The sequence below is a fragment of the Streptomyces sp. NPDC088746 genome (genome assembly GCF_044751065.1).
Lineage (GTDB): Bacteria > Actinomycetota > Actinomycetes > Streptomycetales > Streptomycetaceae > Streptomyces.
Window position 1 is genome coordinate 31211 of the sequence record NZ_JBIVLA010000006.1, and the last position, 21155, is coordinate 52365.

Consider the following 21155-nt stretch of genomic DNA (forward strand, 5'->3'; position numbering starts at 1 on the left):
GCCGTGACGCGTCGCACGGAGTGGCCGGGCACCGACGCGGGCGCGGTCCCCGGTTCCGAGTACGCCGCAGAACCGCCCGGGGGTCCCCCGGAGCCCGGCCGGGGGGCCGGGTTCGGTGAGGGGGCGGGCCGTCGTTCCCGCTCCCGCTCCAGAAGCAGCGGTTCCCCTTCCTCGTCGAGGGCCGAGAAGGGGGAACCGCGAGACCCGGTCGAGCAGGCGCGCAACATCTGTCTCAGGCTGCTGACCGGCACCCCGCGCACCCGTAAGCAGCTGGCTGACGCGCTTCGGAAGCGGGAGATTCCCGACGAGGCGGCTGAGGAAGTGCTCTCGCGGTTCGAGGACGTGGGACTGATCGACGACGCCGCGTTCGCCGACGCGTGGGTCGAGTCCCGGCACCACGGGCGAGGGCTCGCCCGGCGTGCCCTCGTGCGGGAGCTGCGCACCAAGGGGGTGGACCCGACAGTGATCGACGAGGCGGTCGGGCAGCTCGACCCCGAGCAGGAGGAGGAGACCGCCAGGGAGCTCGTCGCGCGCAAGCTCCGCTCCACCCGGGGGCTGGACCGCGACAAGCGTCTGCGCCGGCTCGCGGGCATGCTCGCGCGCAAGGGGTACGGCGAGGGGATGGCCCTGCGCGTGGTGCGTCAGGCGATCGAGGCGGAGGGGGAGGACGTGGAAGGGCTGGACGAGCCCTTCTGACCGGTGGAGCGGGGGCGGGAGCAGCGGGGGCGGGAGCAGCGGGGGAGCGCGCAGCCGGGCCGGCGTGGGGATCGGCGCCCGGCCGGCGCCGAGGGGCTGGTGGATGAACGCGCAGGTCACGGGGGTGGTCGGCGACGGTGGCGGAGGGGGCCACCGCCGCGGACCGCACCCGGTGCCGGGCAGGGGAGGGCTGAAGGCCGGTGCTCAGTGTCCTGCAGCCGGGCAGGAGCGCTCGAAGTCCGGTGCTCAGTGGCCTGCGAGGGACGCGCGGCGGATCGTGGCGTCGATCAGGGCCAGTGCGTCGGCGGCGGTGCGGCCGGGGTGCCGGTTCCAGGGGCCGATCAGGCCGGACCAGCCTTGCGAGCGCAGCTCGGTGATCATCCACGCACCGGCACGGTCGACGGTGTCGAGCGACCCGTAGCCGAGCCGGTGGGCCGTCAGCATGGCCCCGCAGAGGCAACGCGCGCCACGGGTGTTGCGCAGGCGGTAGGGGGTGTTCTGCCAGCCCCACTCGGTGAGGATCTGCCGGGCGTAGCCCAGATGGGTGGACGGACGCACATCAGGCTGTCCGACGCGGCGCCACGCGTGCAGACGCTCGGGCAGTACGGCGCCGAGGCGCCCGGGGAGCCGGCGCTCGCGCGGCTGTCGCGGAGGCAGGGACCGCAGGGAGTCCTCGACGAGCCGGTCGACAGGCACGGACAGCAGATCACGCCAGTCCGCAGGCGGGGGTGCGGGCCGCGTCTCGTCGTCCGGTGCGGATGCCGGGGGTGCGGTCGGGGGTGCCGTCGGGGGTGCGGGCTCCCGGGCGGTCTGCTCCCAGCCGGTGACGATGTGCTGCCACGCGTCGGTGCCGTGGAGCAGGGAGGCCTGTGCGTCGAGCTGGTCCGGGGTGAGCTGAGCGGTTTCCATCGGCGCGACATCTCCGTACATTCCGGTCCTCAGTGATGAGGTGAATGTCCGTCGCGCGCGGCGATTGCTCCACCGGGGAGCAGCGTTCGGGTGGGTCGGAGCGTCGTTCGGTCCAGTGAGCGGCCGGATGACGGGTGACCGTGGCACCGGTCATCCAGTCATCCGGCATCCGCCATCGATCACCGGCCATCGGAACGCCATCGGAAGCGGCAGGGCCGCCAGCGCGGTGTGGCGGCGGCGCCGGCGCACGGGGGCAGGCGCGTCAGTGATCTCCGTCAGGGAGCTACCGGGAGCCCGGCCGCGCGCCACGCCTGGAAGCCACCGGTCAGGTCAGTGGCCCGGTGCAGTCCCAGCCCGCGCAGGGAGGCGACCGCGAGACTCGACGCGTAACCCTCGTTGCAGATCACCACGACCCGCAGATCGTGGCTCACCGCCTGCGGGGCACGGTGGCTTCCCTGCGGATCGAGCCGCCACTCCAGCTCGTTGCGCTCGACGACCAGAGCCCCGGGGATCAGGCCGTCCTTCTCGCGCAGCGCCGCGTAACGGATGTCGACCAGCAGCGCACCTTCGGCAGCCTCGGCTGCGGCCTCCTCGGGTCCGACCCGCTCGTAGCCCGCCCGTACCCGGTCGAGCAGTTCATCGATGCCCACCGGTTTCCCGTGGACCTGGTCCGCGTCGCTCACTGCCAGTCCTCCGGGCGTTCGGTCTGTTCCAGGCGCAGGACCGCTCCCGTGCGGCTGTAGCGGCGGATCCGCGGCAGGGGCGGGTAGTACGCGTGCACCGATACGGCGTGCTCGTCGCCGGACTCGTTGAGTACCTCGTGGACGTGGTGGCGGCCGAAGGCCCGGCCCTGCCCGGTCGCCAGGTGCCGGTCCCGGTCGATGCCCTCGCTCAGTTCGAGGGTCTTCCAGCCGTCCGTGGGCAGTCGTGCGGCCAGCGAGTGTTCCCGCAGGGCGCCCGCTGCGACGGTGAAGGCCCCCGTCGACTCGGCGTGGTCGTGCCAGCCCGTGCCCGTACCGGGCGGCCAGCCGATCAGCCACGCCTCGCTGCCGCCGGGACCTTCGAGCCGGAGCCAGGTGCGGCCCTCGGGATCGAGCGGGAGCGAGGCTACGAGCGCGGAGTCCTCCGCGGTCCGGCGGACGAAGTCGAGCAGTTCCGCGGCGGTCGGGGCCGGGGAGCCCGTACCGGCGACGGCAGGCACGCCCGGGTCGTCGGCAGCGGGGGCCGACGGGCCCGCTCCGACGGCGGGCTCGGACGCGGGTGTGGGCAGGGTGGGAAAGGATGCAGACACGGGGACCGTCCTGAGAAGTTCGCGTGGGAGCACAGGCGTGCGCGAAACAGCACGGTGTGCGGGGAAAGGCGATTCAGCAGGACGGGCGACACACGCAGCCCGCATAGCGGACGAGGTCCATATGGACCCTCCGCCACAGGCGCACATCGGTGTCGGTCATGATCTGGAGTACACCATGTGCGCCTGCGACGGTCAATTGACGTCCGCGGTCCGGTCGGAGCTCGTGGTGGTGCGCGCCGGGTCGCCGTGCGCCGTGTCCGGACTACCCCCGCGCGCCGCGTCCGCCGCCGCGAACAGTTCGGCGGGCCGCACCCCGCTGAAGGCCGCGACGAGGTGCCCGTCCGGCCTGACCAGCAGCACCGTGTGGGCCGTCGCCCCCGGGTAGCTCTCGGTCACCAGCAGCTCGGCGTTCACGGGGAGGGCGTCCACCGCGTCGACGAGCCGGGGCATGACTCCCGCGGTCAGCCAGTGCCGCCTGTCCCACACCCCCGTGCCCGGTGCGACCAGGATCACGAGCAGATGCCCCAGGCCCAGCCGGTCGCGCAGCCGCACCGTCTTCCCGTCGGGCGCGGTCACCCGCACATCGGCGACCGGCGCGCCGGGATCCGTCCCCACCGACGCGTGCCCCTCGGCGCGTCGAGGCGAAAGAGGGGAGTGCGGGTACGCGGGGGGCGCGCCCAGGGGACCGCACCCCAGATGGCCATCGGCCAGCAACGTGTCGTGCCCGCGCGCGGTACCGGGCACGAGCGTCCGGAGGCCCGCGCCGCCCCGCAGTATCGGCAGCGACTGGTCGGCGGCGCGCAGCCGGGCGGCGACGGCGGCCCGGCGCTCGGCCTGGTAGCTGTCGAGCAGGAGTTCGGAGGCACTCTGGTGCCAGGCCTGCGCCAGCTTCCAGGCCAGGTTCTCGGCGTCCCGCAGCCCCTCGTCCAGGCCCTGGGTACCGAGCGCGCCCAGCAGGTGGGCGGCGTCCCCGGCGAGGAAGGCGCGCTTGGACCGCCAGCGCCTGGCCAGCCGGTGGTGGAGGGTGTACACCCCCGTGTCCAGCAGTTCGTAGGCCGGCGTCTCACCGCACCAGCCCTCGAGGGTGTCGCGGATCCTGGTGATCAGGGCTTCGGGGGTGACCAGTTCACCGCGCGGCGGAAGGAGCCAGTCCAGCCGCCAGACACCGTCGGGCAGCGGACGCGCGGTGACCTCGGCGCCACCGGTGCGCCAGGGCGGGGACCGGTGCAGCACCGCCTCGTCCGGCCAGGGGAGTTCGGCGCGGAGCGCCGCGACAGCGTGCCGCTCGACCGCCGTACGACCGGGGAACCTGATGTCGAGGAGCTTGCGTACGGTGGACCGCGCGCCGTCGCAGCCCACCAGGTAACTCCCGCGCCACCAGGTCGATCCCGGCTCACGGGTGTGCACCGTGACCCCGTGCGCGTCCTGCTCCAGGGTGTCGATCCTGCTGAAGGGCACCATGGTGACCAGGCTCTGCGCGGCGACCGCGGCCCGAAGACCGCCTGCCAGGGCATGCTGGGGCAGATGGACGGGTGAGGGCAGCGGTACGGTGCCCTCCTCCTCGCCCAGCGGTACGGCCCGCACCAGTTGCTTACGCCGCACCGAACGCCAGCCGGCCCACCGCAGCCCTTCGTCGTGGAGCGCCGGGCAGCCGAGCCGTTCCACCAGGTCCGCGGTGTCCTCGCGCAGCACGACGGTGCGGGCGGGGCGCGGTTCGTCCTTCCCCGGGCCCTCGTCGAGCAGCACCGTGGGAACGCCCTGGGCCGCGAGGGCGAGCGACAGCGCCAGCCCGACCGGGCCGGCGCCGACGACGATCACCGGGTCCACGGCGTGAACCCTCCGGCGCTGGTGGGGGTGGCCGTGGAGGAAGGGGGTGCGGCGGCGGTGGTTCGGGGCGCGATCACAGAACGAATGCAACCCACTGCCGGTGCTTGCGTCAAGCGACGGCGGGACCGGGCGCCCACGTTGCCGCCCCACGCAACCCATGCAGCTCCCGCGCCTCAGCGATCCGGAAACAGTGACAGCCCGCCGGTGTTCCGGCGGGCTGTCACGAAGGGTGGGGAGGGACGCCGGCACGTCCCTTCACGGGACGTCCGGCCACCCGCTCCGTCAGTCGGTCTTGGCGGTCCCCTCGGTCGGCTCGGGCCCGCCTGACGGGCCGTCCTCGGCGCGGGGCGCCGCGAGGCCGCCGACCGGGAGGATGCCCGGCGTCTCGGCGGCCGCGGCCATCGCGATACCGGTCTTGGCCCGCCGCCCACGCTTCTCGATCCAGGTGGCCAGCGCCGACAGGAGCAGACACATCGCGACATAGATCGTGCCGATGACCGCGATCGTCGAGACGTACGGGTACTGGCTGTTGACCTGGGTGTTGGAGGCGATCAGACGCGCCGTCTGGAGCAGCTCCGGGTACAGGATGATGAAGCCGAGCGAGGTGTCCTTGAGGGTCACCACCAGCTGGCTGATGATCGTCGGCAGCATCGCGCGCACCGCCTGCGGGATCAGCACGCTGACCATGACCTGGGTCTTGCTCATCCCGAGGGCGTACGCCGCCTCGCTCTGCCCCTTGGGCACGGAGTTGATGCCCGCGCGCAGCACCTCGGCCTGCACACAGCCGTTGTAGACCGACAGTCCGAGCGCCAGGGCCCACATCGAGTAGTCGGTGAGGAAGCCGACCCAGATGGCGTAGATGGTGATCAGCAGCGGGATCGAACGGAACAGTTCGATGAAGGTGGTCGCGACCCAGCGGACCGGCTTGTGCTCGGAAAGCCGGCCGATGGCGAGCAGGACCCCGAGGATCAGTGAACCGACAGCCGCCAGACCGAAGGCCTTGAGCGTGGCGAGCACCGCGTCGGCGATGTTCTGCCGGATGCCCGCGTAGTTGAAGATGTCCCACATCTCGGGGGCCAGGTGCCCCTTGTCGGACAGCCGCACCAGGCTGACCGCGATCAGACCCAGGATGGCGAGGCTTCCGGCCACGGCATAGATCCGGTTACGGACGGCAGCCTTGGGACCCGGGGCGTCGTAGAGAACGCTGGCACTCATCGGGCGACCTCCATGCGACGCTCGAGCAGCCGGAAGAGACCGCTGATGGCAAAAGTGACGACCAGGTAGCCGAGGGCCACCCAGACGAAGACGGGCATGATCTCGTAGCCCCGGTCACTCATCAGCTTCTGCCACCCGAAGAGTTCGGTGACGCTGAAGGCCCCGGCGATCGCCGAGTTCTTCGTGAGGGCGATGAAGATGCTGCTCAGCGGCGGGATGACGGACCTGGTGGCCTGCGGGAGAACCACGATCCGCAGGGTCTGGGCGAACGTCATGCCGATGGAGCGGGCGGCCTCGGCCTGCCCCAGGGGGACGGTGTTGATACCCGAGCGGACCGCCTCGCACACGAAGGAGGAGGTGTAGAAGCCGAGTGCCAGCGAGCCGAGCAGGAAGGGGCTCATGCCCGGGAAGAGGATCTCCGGCACCACGAAGAAGAAGATCAGGAAGAGAAGCGTCAGCGGGGTGTTGCGCAGCAGGGTCACCCAGGCGGTGCCGAAGAAGCGCAGCGGCGGCACGGGCGACACACGGAAGCCGGCGATGGCGACGCCCAGGACCAGAGCGATGACCGAGCTGATGGCGGTGATCGACACGGTGCCTATGAAGCCGTCGCGGTATTCCGGGAAGTTGTCGAGCAATACGTTCATGGGGTCTCCGCGTCGGCGGTCAGCGGCATCTGGGCAGGGGAAGGGGCGCCCCGTACACCGCCGTACTCAGTGACGGTGGCGTACGGGACGCCTCACTCACGCGTGTGGCGTCAGTGACAGGACGTCAGCGACGGAGCTGCGTCAGTAGCTCTCGATGGCCGGCGGCTCGGTGTACTCCGAACCGGACAGGCCCAGGGTCGCCTCGTAGATCTTCTTGTACGTGCCGTCCTTGATGTGGGTCTCCAGCGACTTGTTGATCGCCTCGCGGAGCACCTTGTCGTCCTTGTTCAGGCCGACGCCGTAGGGCTCGTCGGTGAACGGCTTGCCGACGACCTTCAGCTTGCCGGAGTTGGCGGCGGCGTAGCCCTTGAGGATCGAGTCGTCGGTGGTGACGGCGTCGACCTGCTTGGTCAGGAGCTGCTGCACGCAGTCCGAGTACTTGGCCAGCTCGACGACCTGCGCGCCGTACTCGGGCTTCTTGATCTCCTGGAGCGGGGTCGAACCCACGATCGAGCAGACCTTCTTGTCCTTCACCGACTCCTTGCCGGTGATGGAGGTCTCGTCCTTGCGCACCAGGAGGTCCGCGCCGGCCTTGTAGTACGGGCCCGCGAATCCGACCTGCTTCTTGCGCTCGTCGTTGATCGTGTAGGTACCGACGAAGTAGTCGACCTGGCCCTTGGAGATGGCCGTCTCACGGATGCCGGAGTCGACGGTCTTCCACTCGATCTGCTTCTCCGAGAAACCGAGGTCGGCCGCGATCATCCGGGCGATCTCGACGTCGAAGCCGGAGCGCTCCTTCGTCGACTGGTCCTCGAAGCCGAGGTACGGCTGGTCGGCCTTGGCGCCGATGACCAGCTTGCCGCGCTTCTTCGCTTCCTTGAAGGTCGGCGAGTCGAGGTCGACACCGGTGGCGACGGTGTACTTCGGCAGCTCGGGGGCCTCGGACGAACCGGGCTTGACGCCCGACGGCTTGTCGCCGGCGGAGCCCTCCTTGCCGCCACAGGCGGTCGCGGTCAGGGCGAGCACAGCGATGGCCGCAACGGCGGCCGACTTGCGGAGCTTCATGTGAACAATCCTCATGTCGTAGGTCGTCGGTATCAGTGGTGCAGAATCTTCGACAGGAAGTCCTTGGCCCGGTCGCTGCGCGGATTGCTGAAGAACTGGTCGGGAGTTGCCTCTTCGACGATCTTCCCGTCCGCCATGAAGACCACACGGTTGGCGGCCGAACGGGCAAAGCCCATCTCGTGGGTGACGACGACCATGGTCATCCCCTCCCGGGCCAGCTGCTGCATGACCTCGAGCACCTCGTTGATCATCTCCGGGTCGAGAGCCGACGTGGGCTCGTCGAAGAGCATGACCTTGGGGTCCATCGCCAGCGCGCGTGCGATCGCGACGCGCTGCTGCTGACCGCCCGAGAGCTGCGCCGGGTACTTCTCCGCCTGCACGCCGACGCCCACTCGGTCCAGCAGGGTCCGGGCCTTCTCCTCGGCGGTCTTCTTGTCCGTCCCGCGAACCTTGACCTGGCCCAGCATCACGTTCTCGAGCACCGTCTTGTGCGCGAAGAGATTGAACGACTGGAAGACCATGCCGACATCGGCACGCAGCCTCGCCAGCTCCTTGCCCTCCTGGGGCAGGGGCTTGCCGTCGATCGCGATCGCGCCCGAGTCGATCGTCTCCAAGCGGTTGATCGTGCGGCACAGCGTGGACTTCCCGGACCCGGAGGGCCCGATGACTACGACGACCTCGCCACGGGCGATGGTCAGATCGATGTCCTGGAGCACATGCAGCGCGCCGAAGTGCTTGTTGACGTTGCTCAGTACGACAAGGTCGTCTCCCGCAGGTGCGGCATCCTCGGCGGCCTTGGTCACTGAAACTCCGCTCATCGGCTTCTTGCTCCGTCCTCCTCGGTTAGGCAAGGACCCTAGTGACGCAGTGCTACCAGCGTCATTACATCTGAGCGGAAATTGAGCATAACGATCCGGCCGCAACCGGACACACCGCGTGAACGGGACGCCACGGGGCGCTCGACGGCATACCGGGTGGGTAACGGAAACCTGGTGGTAACCGGCAGGGACTTGACTGACCCACCCGTCATCGGCGTGGATGCCCTGGTACGGGGATGACGTGAATCGGTGCTGTACGGAAAGGTTCGCCGGGCGGAACGCCGGTGGACCGTCACGCACGGTTCTCGCGGTCGTCGCGAAGGAACGCGAGAAGACATGAGGCGGAGAGGGGGGTCATGAGACTGCTGCTCGTCGAGGACGACGACCACGTCGCGGCCGCCCTGTCCGCCGTGCTCTCACGCCACGGCTTCAAGGTCGTGCACGCCCGCAGCGGCGAGGAGGCCCTCCAGGCGCTGCTGCCGGCCGAGAAGGAGCCCTTCGGGGTCGTGCTCCTGGATCTCGGGCTGCCCGACCAGGACGGCTACGAGGTGTGCGGGAAGATCCGCAAGCGCTCCGCGATCCCGGTGATCATGGTGACCGCGCGGTCCGACGTCCGCTCGCGGATCCACGGCCTGAACCTCGGCGCCGACGACTACGTCGTCAAGCCGTACGACACCGGCGAGCTGCTGGCCCGTATCCACGCCGTGGCCAGGCGCAGGACGGCCGGTGAGGACACCGGGCCGACCCCGCTCGCGGCGCTGCGGATCGGGCCGGTCCACATCGAGCTGCCCACCCGCAGGGTCAGTGTCGACGGCCAGGAGGTCCAGCTCACCCGCAAGGAGTTCGACCTGCTCGCACTCCTCGCCCAGCGCCCCGGCGTGGTCTTCCGCCGGGAGCAGATCATCAGCGAGGTGTGGCGGACGAGCTGGGAGGGAACGGGACGCACCCTGGAGGTGCACGTCGCCTCGCTGCGCTCCAAGCTGAGGCTTCCCGCACTGGTCGAGACCGTGCGGGGCGTCGGCTACCGGCTCGTCCCGCCGCCGGCCTGAGGACGTACGCCCCCGTGCGCACCCGCCTGCTCCCCCTGCTCATCGTCCTGATGGCCGCCGTGCTGCTCGCCCTCGGCTTCCCGCTGGCCGTCCGCGTGGCCGCCGCCGAACAGCAGCGGGTCGTCATCGACCGGATCGACGACACGGCACGCTTCGGCGCGCTGGCCCAGTTCGTCGACGAACCCGTCCGGGGCACCGAGGAGCGGCAGCGCACCCTTCAGACCGAACTGGAGGCGTACGACTCGGTCTACGGGATCCGGGCCGGAGTCTTCTACCGCGACGACAGAGCCCTCGCCAAGGCACCGGCCTCCTGGACCCTGCCCACCGAGGGAGAAGGGCGTGAGGCCTTCGCGGAGGCCCTCCTCGGCCGTCGCTCCCACGACCCGCCCCAGGTCTGGCCCTGGCAGAACGGCCGGATCGTCGTCGCCTCCCCGGTCGTACGCGACGGGGACGTGGTCGCCGTCGTCGTGACCGACTCGCCCACCGGGGACATGCGCTCCCGCACACTGCGCGGCTGGCTGCTCATCGCCCTCGGCGAGGCCGTGGCCATGCTCGTGGCGGTCGGCGCCGCGTTCCGCCTCACCGGATGGGTGCTCCTGCCCGTACGGACCCTGGACGCGGCCACGCACGACATCGCGAGCGGCCGGATGAGGTCCCGTGTCGTCGCGTCCGGCGGGCCTCCGGAGCTCCGGCGCCTGGCGCGCTCGTTCAACGAGATGGCCGACAACGTCGAGGACGTGCTGGAGCAGCAGCGTGCCTTCGTCGCCGACGCCTCGCACCAGCTGCGCAACCCGCTGGCGGCGCTGCTGCTCAGGATCGAGCTCCTCGCACTCGAACTCCCCGAGGGCAACGAGGAGATCGCCTCGGTCCGCACGGAGGGCAAGCGCCTCGCCCAGGTCCTCGACGACCTGCTGGACCTGGCGCTGGCCGAGCACACCGCGGCGGATCTCCAGCTCACGGACATCGCCGCACTCGCCGGTGAACGGGTCGCCTCATGGCGTCCGCTGGCCGAGGAGAAGGGCGTACGGCTGACCCTGGACGGGGCCCCAGCGGTGACCGGCTGGGCGGACCCGATCGCCCTCTCCAGCGCGCTGGACGCAGTCATCGACAACGCGCTCAAATTCACCCCCGAAGGCCAGGAGGTCCGGGTCACGGCCGGGCTCGACGGCGAGGGCGCCACGGTCGTCGTCGCCGACCGGGGGCCCGGCCTGACCGAACAGGAGCTGGAGCGCGTCGGCGACCGCTTCTGGCGCAGCGGGCGGCACCAGAACGTCAAGGGATCCGGCCTCGGACTGTCCATCTCGCGCGCTCTGCTCGCGGCGGGCGGCGGAACGATCCGCTACGGGACGCACGAACCGCACGGCCTGCGGGTGACGGTCACCGTGCCGCGCAACCCGCCACACGCGTGAGCCCGGGCCCGGACCGTCAGGGCTTGGCCGAGCGGTAGTAGCGCTTGGCGCCCTCGTGCAGCGGCAGCGGATCGGTGTAGATGGCGGTCCGGAGGTCCACCAGTTGCGCCGAGTGCACCTCGCGGCCGATCCGGTCCCGGCTGTCGATCACGGTCCGGGTGAACGCCTCGGTCGTCAGCGGATCCGTACGGTCCGTGGTGATCAGCAGATTGGAGACGGCGACCGTCCGCACGGCCTGACCCTGCTGCGCGTGCAGGTAGGCGTCGGCCGGCATCACGGCCGAGCGGTAGTAGCGCGTGGACCCGCCGGCCGCCTGGAGCTGGGTGATCAGCGCGTCCTCCAGGGGCACCAGCCGGATCGCGAATTTCTCCGAGAGGTCCTGCACCGCGCCGGTCGGCAGTCCGCCCGACCAGAAGAAGGCGTCCAGCCGGCCGTCCGCCAGCCGCGCGGGCATCGTGTCGATCCCAGCCTGGACGGGAGTGATGTCCTCCGCCGGATCGACGCCGGCCGCCTTCATCAGCCGGTCCGCGACGAGAAGCACCCCCGACCCCTTCTGTCCCACACCCACCCGCTTGCCCCGCAGGTCCGCGACCTCACGGATCCCGGAGTCGCGGGGCACGATCAGCTGGACGTAGTCGTCGTACAGCCGGACACAGCCGCGCAGCCGGCCCGCGCCCGGTTTCCCGCTCGCAAGGTAGGTGGCGACGGCGTCGGCGGTGGCGATGGTGAAGTCGGCCTTCCCCGTCGCGACGCGGGCGATGTTCTGCTGCGAGCCCTCGCTGGTCCGCAGCCGTATCGACACCTTGGGCATGTCCTTGGCCAGCGCGCCTTCCAGCCGCTGTCCGTAGCGCTGGTAGACCCCGCTCCGTACGCCCGTGGAGAACGTGAGAGAACCGCTCGGCTCCTCCTCCCCGATCGGGAGCACCCACCACAGGAGCAGTCCGAGCACGACCACGGCGGCGGCGCTCCCCTGAAGGGTGCGTCGCCGGCCGAACCGGGACAGTGCGTGCAGCATGGCGCGATCCTGCCAGGCCGTGCCCCGTCCTGGCCAGGCCGGATCCGGGCCACGGGCTCCGGCGGCGGGAGAGGCGCCGTCACCGCCTACCCTTGTCCCATGACCAGCGGCAACCGGAGCGAAGCAGTGGACGTCCAGAAGAGCTACGAGGTACGCACTTACGGGTGCCAGATGAACGTCCACGACTCCGAACGCTTGTCGGGGCTCCTGGAGGGCGCCGGCTACGTGCGCGCCCCCGAAGGCTCCGACGGCGACGCCGACGTCGTCGTCTTCAACACCTGCGCGGTGCGTGAGAACGCCGACAACAAGCTCTACGGCAACCTCGGCCGCCTCGCCCCGATGAAGACGAAGCGCCCCGGGATGCAGATCGCCGTCGGCGGCTGTCTGGCGCAGAAGGACCGCGACACCATCGTGCGGCGTGCCCCCTGGGTGGACGTCGTCTTCGGTACGCACAACATCGGCAAGCTGCCGGTGCTCCTGGAGCGCGCCCGGGTCCAGGAGGAGGCGCAGGTCGAGATCGCCGAGTCGCTGGAGGCGTTCCCCTCGACGCTGCCCACCCGCCGTGAGTCGGCGTACGCCGCGTGGGTGTCGATCTCGGTCGGCTGCAACAACACCTGCACCTTCTGCATCGTCCCGGCGCTGCGGGGCAAGGAGAAGGACCGCCGCACCGGCGACATCCTGGCCGAGATCGAGGCGCTGGTCGCCGAGGGCGTCAGCGAGATCACCCTGCTCGGCCAGAACGTCAACGCGTACGGCTCCGACATCGGTGACCGCGAGGCCTTCTCCAAGCTGCTGCGGGCCTGCGGCACGATCGAGGGCCTGGAGCGCGTCCGCTTCACCTCGCCCCACCCCCGGGACTTCACCGACGACGTGATCGCGGCGATGGCCGAGACACCGAACGTGATGCCCCAGCTGCACATGCCGATGCAGTCCGGCTCGGACACGATCCTCAAGGCCATGCGCCGCTCGTACCGCCAGGAGCGCTTCCTCGGGATCATCGAGAAGGTGCGCGCCGCCATGCCGGACGCGGCGATCTCCACCGACATCATCGTGGGCTTCCCCGGGGAGACCGAGGAGGACTTCGAGCAGACCATGCACGCCGTGCGCGAGGCCCGCTTCGCGAACGCCTTCACCTTCCAGTACTCCAAGCGCCCCGGGACGCCCGCCGCCGACATGGAGGGACAGGTCCCCAAGGAGGTCGTGCAGGAGCGCTACATGCGCCTCTCCGCCCTCCAGGAGGCGATCTCCTGGGAGGAGAACAAGAAGCAGGTCGGCCGCACCCTGGACGTCATGGTCGCGGAGGGCGAGGGCCGTAAGGACGGCGCCACGCACCGGCTCTCCGGCCGCGCTCCCGACAACCGTCTGGTCCACTTCACCAAGCCGTCCCAGGACGTACGCCCCGGGGACGTGGTGACGGTCGAGATCAGCTACGCCGCCCCGCACCACCTGCTCGCCGAGGGAACGCCCCTGGGCGTCCGGCGCACCCGGTCGGGCGACGCCTGGGAGAAGCGCAACGCGACCCCTGCCGACCGGCCCGCCGGAGTGATGCTCGGCCTGCCCGGGATCGGCGCGCCCGCCCCGCAGCCCGTGGCCGCCACCCCGGGGTGCGGCTGCGACTGAGACCGGCCCGCCTGAGTACGCTGACCCGCATGCTTGCCGCCGCCGCCGTCTGTCCCTGCCCGCCGATCCTGGTCCCCGAGGTGGCCGCGGGAGCCGCGCCCGAGCTCGACGCCGCGAGGAACGCGTGCCTCGACGCACTGGGCGTGCTCGCCGCCGCGAAACCGGACCTGCTGATCGTGGCCGGGCCGGCCGGGCCCGACAGCCGCGGGCCGTTCCCCCAGGGATCGGCAGGTTCCTTCGCCGGGTTCGGCGTCGACCTGACCGTGCGGCTCGGTGAGGCCCCGGGCGGACCACCCGTCCCCGGACGCCGGCTCCCCGCGTCACTGGCCGTCGGCGCCTGGCTGCTGGAGCGCGCCCACTGGGACGGCTCCCCGGTCGAGGGGCTCGGCGTGGGGGAGCCCCTCGCCGCGGACCGCTGCCTGCGGGCGGGAGCGGACCTGGCGGCCGGGGCGGAGCGGGTGGCCCTGCTGGTCATGGGCGACGGCAGCGCCTGCCGTACGGTCAAGGCGCCCGGCTATCTGGACGAGCGGGCGGCGGACTTCGACGCGGCGGCGGCCCGTGCGCTGGGGAGCGCCGACGTGGCCGCGCTGAGCGCTCTGGACGAGTCGCTGGCGTACGAACTGAAGGCGGCGGGCCGGGCGCCCTGGCAGGTGCTCGCGGGCGCGGCCCGGGGTGCCGGCCTCGGCGGGCAGCTGCTGTACGAGGACGCGCCGTACGGCGTGGGGTACGTCGTCGCCGCCTGGTCGTGACCCTCCGGCCCTGAGCCCGCCACGGCACGGACGAGGGCCGTGGAGCCCTGTCGCTCCACGGCCCTCGGTTCCGATGAAACCCGGGTCAGTGCGCGGGCGGTGGCGGCGGTGTACCGCCCTGGTTCTTCTGGCCCAGCCGGTCGACCGCGTCCTTGGCCTTCTGCGTGCCGGACACGATCTTGTCGCTGTACTTGCCCTTGGTCCTTTGGTCGACCGTGCGGGCGGCCTTGTCGATGCCCTGGTCGATCTTGCCCCCGTGCTGCTGCGCGAGGTCGCCGACCTTCTCCTTGGCCGGGGCCAGCTTGGCCTTCAGGTTGTCCAGGAAACCCATGGGTCACCTTCCGTGCTGGGGGACTGTGGTCACATTTTACTCGTCTGTGAGAAATCACGCGTTACTCGCCGTGTCCGTCCGTTCCCGGTCTCTTCCGGTCGGGAGGCGTTCCGAAGTTTGGGAGACTGTCTCGGTGAGAAGACCAGCTCCCACCCCCCGCGTCATCACCGTCGTCGGCCCCACCGCGGCCGGAAAGTCCGATCTGGGAGTGTTTCTCGCCCAGCAGCTCGGTGGTGAAGTGGTCAACGCCGACTCCATGCAGCTCTACCGGGGCATGGACATCGGCACGGCGAAGCTGACTCTTCCCGAGCGTGGCGGGGTTCCGCACCATCTCCTGGACATCTGGGACGTCACCGAGGCCGCGAGCGTCGCCGAGTACCAGCGCCTCGCGCGCATCGAGATCGACCGGCTGCTGGCCGAAGGACGTACGCCCGTCCTGGTGGGCGGCTCGGGCCTCTACGTGAAGGGCGCGATCGACGCCCTCGAATTCCCGGGTACGGACCCCGGCGTACGCGCCCGGCTCGAACAGGAGCTCACGGAGCACGGCTCCGGTGCCCTGCACGCCCGGCTCGCCGCCGCGGACCCCGAGGCGGCCCGCGCCATCCTGGCCGGCAACGGCCGCCGTATCGTCCGCGCCCTGGAGGTCATCGAGATCACCGGCAAGCCCTTCACGGCCAATCTGCCGAGCGGCGAAGCGGTGTACGACGCCCTTCAGATCGGTGTGGACGTCGGACGCCCCGAACTCGACGAACGCATCCGTACCCGCGTGGACCGGATGTGGGAGGCCGGGCTGGTGGACGAGGTGCGTGACCTGGAGGCCCGGGGGCTGCGCGAGGGACGCACCGCCTCGCGCGCGCTGGGCTACCAGCAGGTGCTCGCCGCACTCGCGGGGGAGTGCACCGAGGACGAGGCACGCACGGAGACCGTACGCGCCACCAAACGCTTCGCGCGGCGGCAGGACTCCTGGTTCCGCCGCGACCCGCGCGTCCGGTGGCTGAGTGGTGCCGAGGGAGAGCGCGGAGAACTCCCGCGCCGGGCGCTGGCGTTGGTCGAACGAGCGGTTACAGCCTGATCACGTGATGGCATCGGGACGCTCCGCCCGTCATTTCGGCGGCCGGGGCCGTGCCATCATCGAGCATCGATCGACCAGTGGAGTCCGAGTTGGGAGGGCGCGTGGCGATGGAGGCCGGCCCTCGCGACACAGACAGAGACGCACCGGATACGCAGCACGAGGCAGGACGCCTGAGCCCCGACGGGCCGGACGAGCTCGAGGTGGCCCCCGAGGTCGAGGTCGAGCTCAGGCCCGCCCGCCGGCTGCGGATCTGGCAGCTCGCCCCCATCGTGGGGCTGGCGGCGGTCGGCTCCCTGATGTTCGCCTTCCCGCTCGCCTTCGAGTTCGGCGGCGGCGGTGCCGTCGTGGCGATGCTGGGCCTGCTGATCAGCGGCTGTGCCGCGGGCTGGGGCATGATGGCCGCCCGCCGTGTCGGCAACACCTGGCCCGGCCTGCCCGCCAGGGGATCGAACGAACGCCCCGACTGGCGCGTGGTCACGCTGTACGTGGCCGTCTGCGCCGTGCTGGTGGCCCTGGCCGTCTGGCGCGTGGCCCGGCTCCGCTGACCGGCCGGCCCGGACCCCGGGAGCCCCTTCCGCGGGCAGGCGCCGGCCCACGGTGTGGCCCGGACCCGCTGACTGTCGGCGGAGCCTCGTACAGTTGCTTCGTGAGCACTTCGCAGATCACCTTCCTCAAGGGACACGGCACCGAGAACGACTTCGTGATCGTTCCCGACCCGGACAACGCCCTCGACCTGCCGGTCTCCGTCGTCGCCCGGCTCTGCGACCGCCGGGCGGGCATCGGCGGCGACGGGCTGCTGCACGTCGTGCGGTCCGCCGCGCACCCCGAGGCGCGAGGCATGGCCGAGCAGGCCGAGTGGTTCATGGACTACCGCAACGCGGACGGCTCGGTCGCCGAGATGTGCGGCAACGGGGTGCGGGTCTTCGCCCGCTACCTCCAGCGTGCCGGGTTCGTCGCCGAAGGTGATCTGGCCGTCGCCACGCGGGGCGGGGTCAAGCGGGTGCACATCGCGAAGGACGGCGACGTCACGGTCTCCATGGGGCGCGCCCTGCTGCCCGACGACGGCGTCACGGTCACCGTGGACGGCCGCAGCTGGGAAGCGCGCAACGTGAACATGGGCAACCCGCACGCCGTCGCGTTCGTCGAGCACCTGGACCACGCCGGAGAGCTCTCCTCCGTACCGCCGTTCAGCCCGCGGTCCGTCTACCCCGACGGGGTCAACATCGAGTTCGTCGTGGACCGCGGCCCCCGGCACGTCGCGATGCGTGTCCACGAGCGCGGTTCCGGTGAGACCCGGTCGTGCGGCACCGGCGCCTGTGCGGTGGCCGTCGCAGCCGCACGCAGGGACGGCGTGGACCCGGCGGAGACCGGCGCCCCCGCGGCATACACCGTGGACCTGCCCGGCGGCACCCTGGTGATCACCGAATACCCGGACGGCGGGATCGACATGACGGGGCCCGCCGTGATCGTCGCGGAGGGCGTGATCGACCCCGCCTGGCTCGAAACGATGATCGGTTAGAGCTTCGCTCGAATGGGTGATCCGTTTCACGCCGGGCGAGAGCTGGACTGCGCCACGTGGTGGGGTCGATAGCATCAAGCACCGGCTCGGGGGTGTAACCGCATCCACCGCCGGTCGACGTTGCCGGAGGTGCCCCATGAGCGCAGAGGCCACCAATCCAGGTGCTCCCCTTCGCAAACGCGGTCGTCCACGGATCGACCTGCGCAGGCTGGGCCGTGTCGCCCTGCTCGGGCCGGTCTCCCGTGACCGGCTCCCCGACGCCATCGGGCATGTCGCGGAGGCGCATCGCGCGCACTACCCGGACGCCGACCTCGCCATCCTGCGCAAGGCGTACGTCCTCGCCGAGACCTCCCACCGCGGCCAGATGCGCAAGAGCGGTGAGCCGTACATCACCCATCCGCTGGCGGTGACCCTGATCCTCGCCGAACTCGGCGCGGAGACGACGACCCTGACGGCCTCGCTGCTCCACGACACGGTCGAGGACACCGATGTGACCCTCGATCAGGTGCGGGAGCAGTTCGGCGAGGAGGTCTGCTACCTGGTCGACGGCGTCACCAAGCTGGAGAAGGTCGACTACGGGGCCGCCGCCGAGCCCGAGACCTTCCGCAAGATGCTCGTCGCCACCGGGAACGACGTCCGCGTCATGTCCATCAAACTTGCCGACCGGCTGCACAACATGCGGACACTCGGCGTCATGCGCCCCGAGAAGCAGGCCAGGATCGCCAAGGTCACCCGGGACGTGCTCATCCCGCTCGCCGAACGCCTCGGCGTGCAGGCGCTCAAGACGGAGCTCGAGGACCTCGTCTTCGCGATCCTGCACCCGGACGAGTACGAGCGTACCCAGGCCCTGATCTCCGCCTGGAGCGGAGCGGAGGACCCTCTCACGGAGATCGCAGGAAGCGTCAGATCGACCCTGCGGGAAGCCGGCATCAGCGCCGAAGTGCTCATCAGACCGCGTCACTTCGTCTCCGTGCACCGGGTGAGGATCAAACGCGGCGAGATGCGGGGCACCGACTTCGGACGGCTGCTGGTGCTGGTCGGGGAGGACGCCGACTGCTACGCGGTCCTGGGCGAGCTGCACACCTGTTTCACCCCGGTCATCTCCGAGTTCAAGGACTTCATCGCGGCGCCCAAGTTCAACCTCTACCAGTCGCTGCACACAGCGGTAGTCGGACCCGAGGGCGCGGTCGCCGAAGTCCTGATCCGTACGCACCGGATGCACAAGGTCGCCGAGGCGGGTGTCGTCGCGCTCGGCAACCCGTACACCCAGGACGGCACCACCGCCGCGCACCAGGCCGAACCCGCCGACGGCGAGCGCGCCGACCCGACCAGGCCCGGCTGGCTCTCCCGCCTCCTGGACTGGCAGGAGTCGGCGACCGACTCCGACACGTTCTGGGCCACGCTGCGCGCCGACCTCGCACAGGACCGGGAGATCACGGTCTTCCGCACCGACGGCGGGACCCTCGGGCTGCCGGCCGGCGCCAGCTGCGTCGACGCCGCCTACGCGCAGTACGGCGAAGAGGCGCACGGCTGCATCGGAGCCCGCGTCAACGGCCGGCTGGCGACGCTGAGCACCGCGCTGAACGACGGTGACACCGTGCAGTTGCTGCTCGCCCAGGACGCCTCTTCCGGGCCCTCCCCGGAGTGGCTGGACCACGCCCGTACGCCTGCCGCACGGATCGCGATCACGGCATGGCTCGACGCCCATCCGGACGGTGCGCAGGGCCCCCACAAGAGCAGGGCCGACGCCCCGAGGCCGCAGGCCCAGCCCGCCGACGACGCGGCGAACAGCCGGGCCAGGGCGGCCGGCAGGGCTCCGATCGTGGCGGTCGGCACGCCCGGCGCACCGGTCCGGCTCGCAGGATGCTGCACCCCCGTCCCGCCCGACGGCATCATCGGATTCACGGTGCGCGGCGGCGCCGTCACCGTGCACCGCGAGGAATGTCCGGCCGTGGCCCGGATGCGGGCGATCGGCCGGGCGGCCGTAGAGGCGCGCTGGAACGACCCGGGCGACCGGAGCGGCACCCCCGACTACCGGGTCACCCTCGTCGCCGAGTCCTTCGGACGCCCCCGGCTCCTCGCCGACCTCACCGAGGCCATCGCTGCCGCGGACGCCGCCATCGTCTCTGCGACCGTCGAGCCGCCCAGCGAACAACGCGTCCGGCACACCTACACGCTGCAGCTGCCCGACGCGGCGGGACTGCCGGGCCTCATGCGGGCGATGCGTGACGTACCCGGCGTGTACGACGTGAGCCGCGCCCAGCAGCCCGCCGCGACCGGCTGACACCCTGGCCGTCCGGGGCCTCTCCTTGCCGCTCACCGGCGACCCCGTTCGGGTGGTGCGGCGCGCGCCAACCCCGTGGGGACGGTGCGCGCTGGTAGCCGTAGTCCATGCCGCTCACCTCCCGCCGACTGCGTGCCGCTCTGCTGGCCACCGCGTCGGTCACCCTCGTCGCCGCCACCCTGCCCGCACCCGAACCGCTCGGCATCGGCGACCGGCTCTTCCCCCACCTCGGCAACCCGGGCTACGACGTCCTCTCGTACGACATCTCTCTCACCTACAAGGGCCGCAACACGGAGCCCCTCGACGCCGTCACCACGATCGACGCGCGGACCACCGCACCGCTGGAACGGATCAACCTCGACTTCGCGCGGGGCGCCGTCCGCTCCGTCGAGATCGACGGGCTGAACTCGGAGTTCGCCACCGCCGGTGAGGACCTGGTCGTCGACGCGCCCTCCCGGATCCCGGCCGGAGTGCCCGTACGGATCACCGTCCGGCACACGAGCGACCCCTCGGGGGACCGGGCCAACGGGGGCTGGGTGCCGACCGCCGACGGCCTCGCGATGGCGAACCAGGCCGACGCCGCCCACCGGGTCTTCCCCGGCAACGACCACCCCGCCGACAAGGCCTTCTTCACCTTCCGGGTGACCGCGCCGAAGGACCTCACGGTCGTGGCGGGCGGTCTTCCCGCCGGGAAGCGGGACCACGCCGGCGCGACCACCTGGACCTACCGCACGGAACACCCGATGGCGACGGAGCTCGCCCAGGTGTCCATCGGCCGCTCCGCCGTCCTCCACCGCACCGGGCCCCGGGGGCTGCCGGTACGCGACGTGGTGCCCACGGCCGACCGGGCGAAGCTGGAACCCTGGCTGGAGAAGACCCCGGCGCAGCTGGCCTGGATGGAGCAGCAGGTCGGCCCGTACCCGTTCGAGACGTACGGACTCCTCGTCGCGGACACCGAGACGGGCTTCGAGCTGGAGACGCAGACCCTCTCGCTCTTCGAACGCTCCCTGTTCACCGGGGACGGATATCCCGAGTGGTACGTCGACTCGGTCATGGTGCACGAGCTCGCCCACCAGTGGTTCGGCAACAGCGTCTCCCCGCGGTCCTGGTCCGATCTGTGGCTCAACGAGGGACACGCCACCTGGTACGAGGCCCGCTACGCCGAGGAACACGCGCAGAAGCCCATGGAACGCCGGATGCGCGAGGCCTACGCCCGCTCCGACACCTGGCGCGCCGCGGGCGGTCCGCCCGCACACCCCGACGTCCCCACCCCCGACCACAAGATCAGCCTCTTCAGGCCGGTCGTGTACGACGGGAGCGCGCTCATCCTGTACGCGCTGCGCGAGGAGATCGGCGTGGCCGCGTTCGACCGCCTCGAACGGACCTGGGTACGCGTCCACAGAGACGAATCGGCGACCACCGAGCAGTTCACGGAGCTGGCGTCGAGGATCGCGGGACGGAACCTGACGGCGTTCTTCGACGGGTGGCTGTACGGGAAGAAGACCCCGCCGATGCCGGGGCACCCGGACTGGCGCAGCGAGACGCCCCGGAGCGCCACGGGCGGGCAGAGCCCGGCGCGGGCACCGAAACCCGAGTGACGGCCCGGACGGGGACATGCCACTATCGACGCGTCGGCACGGCG

The 21155-nt window shown here is 71.2% G+C and carries 21 protein-coding genes; 10 read left to right on the plus strand and 11 right to left on the minus strand.

Going from position 1 to position 21155, the window contains the following annotated elements; all coding sequences use genetic code 11:
- Nucleotides 1-3: 3 nt before the first annotated feature.
- Nucleotides 4-696, plus strand: a complete 693-nt coding sequence (gene recX / locus ACIP63_RS25290; RefSeq protein ID WP_401519649.1) for a recombination regulator RecX — start codon at nucleotides 4-6, stop codon at nucleotides 694-696.
- Nucleotides 697-942: 246 nt separating this feature from the next.
- Here the strand turns inward: recX and ACIP63_RS25295 are convergent, their stop codons facing one another.
- The 9 genes from ACIP63_RS25295 to ACIP63_RS25335 form a co-directional block, all read right to left on the minus strand.
- Nucleotides 943-1605, minus strand: a complete 663-nt coding sequence (locus ACIP63_RS25295; protein WP_401519652.1) for a hypothetical protein — start codon at nucleotides 1603-1605, stop codon at nucleotides 943-945.
- A 275-nt stretch (nucleotides 1606-1880) separates the two neighbouring features.
- A complete protein-coding gene (locus ACIP63_RS25300; protein ID WP_401520715.1) occupies nucleotides 1881-2294 on the minus strand; it encodes a rhodanese-like domain-containing protein in 414 nt (137 codons plus the stop codon).
- The gene (locus tag ACIP63_RS25305; protein ID WP_401519655.1) at nucleotides 2285-2896 is read right to left on the minus strand and encodes a cysteine dioxygenase; all 612 of its coding nucleotides are present in this window, start codon (nucleotides 2894-2896) and stop codon (nucleotides 2285-2287) included. Before ACIP63_RS25305 ends, ACIP63_RS25300 begins: the two co-directional genes overlap by 10 nt.
- A 73-nt stretch (nucleotides 2897-2969) precedes the next feature.
- Nucleotides 2970-3056 (minus strand): putative leader peptide, encoded by an 87-nt coding sequence (locus ACIP63_RS25310; RefSeq protein WP_311605579.1) that lies wholly within the window; start codon nucleotides 3054-3056, stop codon nucleotides 2970-2972.
- Between the two features lie 32 nt (nucleotides 3057-3088).
- On the minus strand, nucleotides 3089-4723 hold the full coding sequence (locus ACIP63_RS25315) for an FAD-dependent monooxygenase (RefSeq protein WP_401519658.1): 1635 nt from the start codon (nucleotides 4721-4723) through the stop codon (nucleotides 3089-3091).
- 282 nt (nucleotides 4724-5005) lie between these two features.
- Complete coding sequence (locus tag ACIP63_RS25320) at nucleotides 5006-5938, minus strand: amino acid ABC transporter permease (protein WP_401519661.1); 933 nt, start codon at nucleotides 5936-5938, stop codon at nucleotides 5006-5008.
- Nucleotides 5935-6582, minus strand: a complete 648-nt coding sequence (locus tag ACIP63_RS25325) for an amino acid ABC transporter permease (RefSeq protein ID WP_104789549.1) — start codon at nucleotides 6580-6582, stop codon at nucleotides 5935-5937. Before ACIP63_RS25325 ends, ACIP63_RS25320 begins: the two co-directional genes overlap by 4 nt.
- A gap of 141 nt (nucleotides 6583-6723) precedes the next feature.
- Complete coding sequence (locus ACIP63_RS25330; RefSeq protein WP_401519665.1) at nucleotides 6724-7647, minus strand: glutamate ABC transporter substrate-binding protein; 924 nt, start codon at nucleotides 7645-7647, stop codon at nucleotides 6724-6726.
- A gap of 32 nt (nucleotides 7648-7679) precedes the next feature.
- Entirely contained in the window at nucleotides 7680-8465 is a 786-nt protein-coding gene (locus tag ACIP63_RS25335; RefSeq protein WP_393761947.1) for an amino acid ABC transporter ATP-binding protein, read from the minus strand.
- Between the two features lie 356 nt (nucleotides 8466-8821).
- Here ACIP63_RS25335 and ACIP63_RS25340 point away from each other — a divergent pair, with 356 nt between their 5' ends.
- Together ACIP63_RS25340 and ACIP63_RS25345 are read left to right on the plus strand one after the other, a co-directional pair.
- On the plus strand, nucleotides 8822-9514 hold the full coding sequence (locus tag ACIP63_RS25340; RefSeq protein ID WP_393761949.1) for a response regulator transcription factor: 693 nt from the start codon (nucleotides 8822-8824) through the stop codon (nucleotides 9512-9514).
- Nucleotides 9515-9528: 14 nt separating this feature from the next.
- Nucleotides 9529-10923 (plus strand): sensor histidine kinase, encoded by a 1395-nt coding sequence (locus ACIP63_RS25345; protein WP_401519670.1) that lies wholly within the window; start codon nucleotides 9529-9531, stop codon nucleotides 10921-10923.
- A 16-nt stretch (nucleotides 10924-10939) separates the two neighbouring features.
- Here the strand turns inward: ACIP63_RS25345 and ACIP63_RS25350 are convergent, their stop codons facing one another.
- The gene (locus ACIP63_RS25350; RefSeq protein WP_401519673.1) at nucleotides 10940-11938 is read right to left on the minus strand and encodes a TAXI family TRAP transporter solute-binding subunit; all 999 of its coding nucleotides are present in this window, start codon (nucleotides 11936-11938) and stop codon (nucleotides 10940-10942) included.
- Between the two features lie 99 nt (nucleotides 11939-12037).
- On the opposite strand from ACIP63_RS25350, the gene miaB reads away from it, so the two are divergent.
- Nucleotides 12038-13558: a tRNA (N6-isopentenyl adenosine(37)-C2)-methylthiotransferase MiaB gene (gene miaB, locus ACIP63_RS25355; protein WP_401519676.1), complete on the plus strand. Its 1521-nt coding sequence runs from the start codon at nucleotides 12038-12040 to the stop codon at nucleotides 13556-13558.
- A 29-nt stretch (nucleotides 13559-13587) separates the two neighbouring features.
- Nucleotides 13588-14307 carry a class III extradiol dioxygenase subunit B-like domain-containing protein gene (locus tag ACIP63_RS25360; protein ID WP_401519679.1) on the plus strand — a complete coding sequence of 240 codons (720 nt, stop codon included), beginning with the start codon at nucleotides 13588-13590 and terminating at the stop codon, nucleotides 14305-14307.
- An 85-nt stretch (nucleotides 14308-14392) separates the two neighbouring features.
- On the opposite strand, the gene ACIP63_RS25365 is transcribed toward ACIP63_RS25360, so the two are convergent.
- Entirely contained in the window at nucleotides 14393-14638 is a 246-nt protein-coding gene (locus ACIP63_RS25365; RefSeq protein WP_401519682.1) for an antitoxin, read from the minus strand.
- Nucleotides 14639-14771: 133 nt separating this feature from the next.
- Here ACIP63_RS25365 and miaA point away from each other — a divergent pair, with 133 nt between their 5' ends.
- From miaA to ACIP63_RS25390, 5 genes are all read left to right on the plus strand, one after another.
- Nucleotides 14772-15710: a tRNA (adenosine(37)-N6)-dimethylallyltransferase MiaA gene (gene miaA, locus ACIP63_RS25370; protein ID WP_401519685.1), complete on the plus strand. Its 939-nt coding sequence runs from the start codon at nucleotides 14772-14774 to the stop codon at nucleotides 15708-15710.
- A 107-nt stretch (nucleotides 15711-15817) separates the two neighbouring features.
- Nucleotides 15818-16255, plus strand: coding sequence for a hypothetical protein (locus ACIP63_RS25375; protein WP_401520717.1), 438 nt, complete (start codon nucleotides 15818-15820; stop codon nucleotides 16253-16255).
- Between the two features lie 101 nt (nucleotides 16256-16356).
- Nucleotides 16357-17229 (plus strand): diaminopimelate epimerase, encoded by an 873-nt coding sequence (gene dapF, locus ACIP63_RS25380; RefSeq protein WP_401519688.1) that lies wholly within the window; start codon nucleotides 16357-16359, stop codon nucleotides 17227-17229.
- A 136-nt stretch (nucleotides 17230-17365) separates the two neighbouring features.
- Nucleotides 17366-19513, plus strand: a complete 2148-nt coding sequence (locus ACIP63_RS25385; RefSeq protein ID WP_401519691.1) for a RelA/SpoT family protein — start codon at nucleotides 17366-17368, stop codon at nucleotides 19511-19513.
- A gap of 107 nt (nucleotides 19514-19620) precedes the next feature.
- Nucleotides 19621-21111: a M1 family metallopeptidase gene (locus ACIP63_RS25390; protein WP_401519695.1), complete on the plus strand. Its 1491-nt coding sequence runs from the start codon at nucleotides 19621-19623 to the stop codon at nucleotides 21109-21111.
- Nucleotides 21112-21155: the final 44 nt, after the last annotated feature.

What these genes read in the sequence shown, in the direction of transcription:
- ACIP63_RS25295 (WP_401519652.1), bottom strand. Translation starts at nt 1,605, where the DNA reads ATGGAAACCGCTCAGCTCACCCCGGACCAGCTCGACGCACAGGCCTCC.
- ACIP63_RS25310 (WP_311605579.1), bottom strand. Translation starts at nt 3,056, where the DNA reads ATGACCGACACCGATGTGCGCCTGTGGCGGAGGGTCCATATGGACCTC.
- ACIP63_RS25320 (WP_401519661.1), bottom strand. Translation starts at nt 5,938, where the DNA reads ATGAGTGCCAGCGTTCTCTACGACGCCCCGGGTCCCAAGGCTGCCGTC.
- ACIP63_RS25325 (WP_104789549.1), bottom strand. Translation starts at nt 6,582, where the DNA reads ATGAACGTATTGCTCGACAACTTCCCGGAATACCGCGACGGCTTCATA.
- ACIP63_RS25330 (WP_401519665.1), bottom strand. Translation starts at nt 7,647, where the DNA reads ATGAAGCTCCGCAAGTCGGCCGCCGTTGCGGCCATCGCTGTGCTCGCC.
- ACIP63_RS25335 (WP_393761947.1), bottom strand. Translation starts at nt 8,465, where the DNA reads ATGAGCGGAGTTTCAGTGACCAAGGCCGCCGAGGATGCCGCACCTGCG.
- ACIP63_RS25340 (WP_393761949.1), top strand. Translation starts at nt 8,822, where the DNA reads ATGAGACTGCTGCTCGTCGAGGACGACGACCACGTCGCGGCCGCCCTG.
- ACIP63_RS25350 (WP_401519673.1), bottom strand. Translation starts at nt 11,938, where the DNA reads ATGCTGCACGCACTGTCCCGGTTCGGCCGGCGACGCACCCTTCAGGGG.
- miaB (WP_401519676.1), top strand. Translation starts at nt 12,038, where the DNA reads ATGACCAGCGGCAACCGGAGCGAAGCAGTGGACGTCCAGAAGAGCTAC.
- ACIP63_RS25360 (WP_401519679.1), top strand. Translation starts at nt 13,588, where the DNA reads ATGCTTGCCGCCGCCGCCGTCTGTCCCTGCCCGCCGATCCTGGTCCCC.
- ACIP63_RS25365 (WP_401519682.1), bottom strand. Translation starts at nt 14,638, where the DNA reads ATGGGTTTCCTGGACAACCTGAAGGCCAAGCTGGCCCCGGCCAAGGAG.
- ACIP63_RS25375 (WP_401520717.1), top strand. Translation starts at nt 15,818, where the DNA reads ATGGAGGCCGGCCCTCGCGACACAGACAGAGACGCACCGGATACGCAG.
- ACIP63_RS25385 (WP_401519691.1), top strand. Translation starts at nt 17,366, where the DNA reads ATGAGCGCAGAGGCCACCAATCCAGGTGCTCCCCTTCGCAAACGCGGT.
- ACIP63_RS25390 (WP_401519695.1), top strand. Translation starts at nt 19,621, where the DNA reads ATGCCGCTCACCTCCCGCCGACTGCGTGCCGCTCTGCTGGCCACCGCG.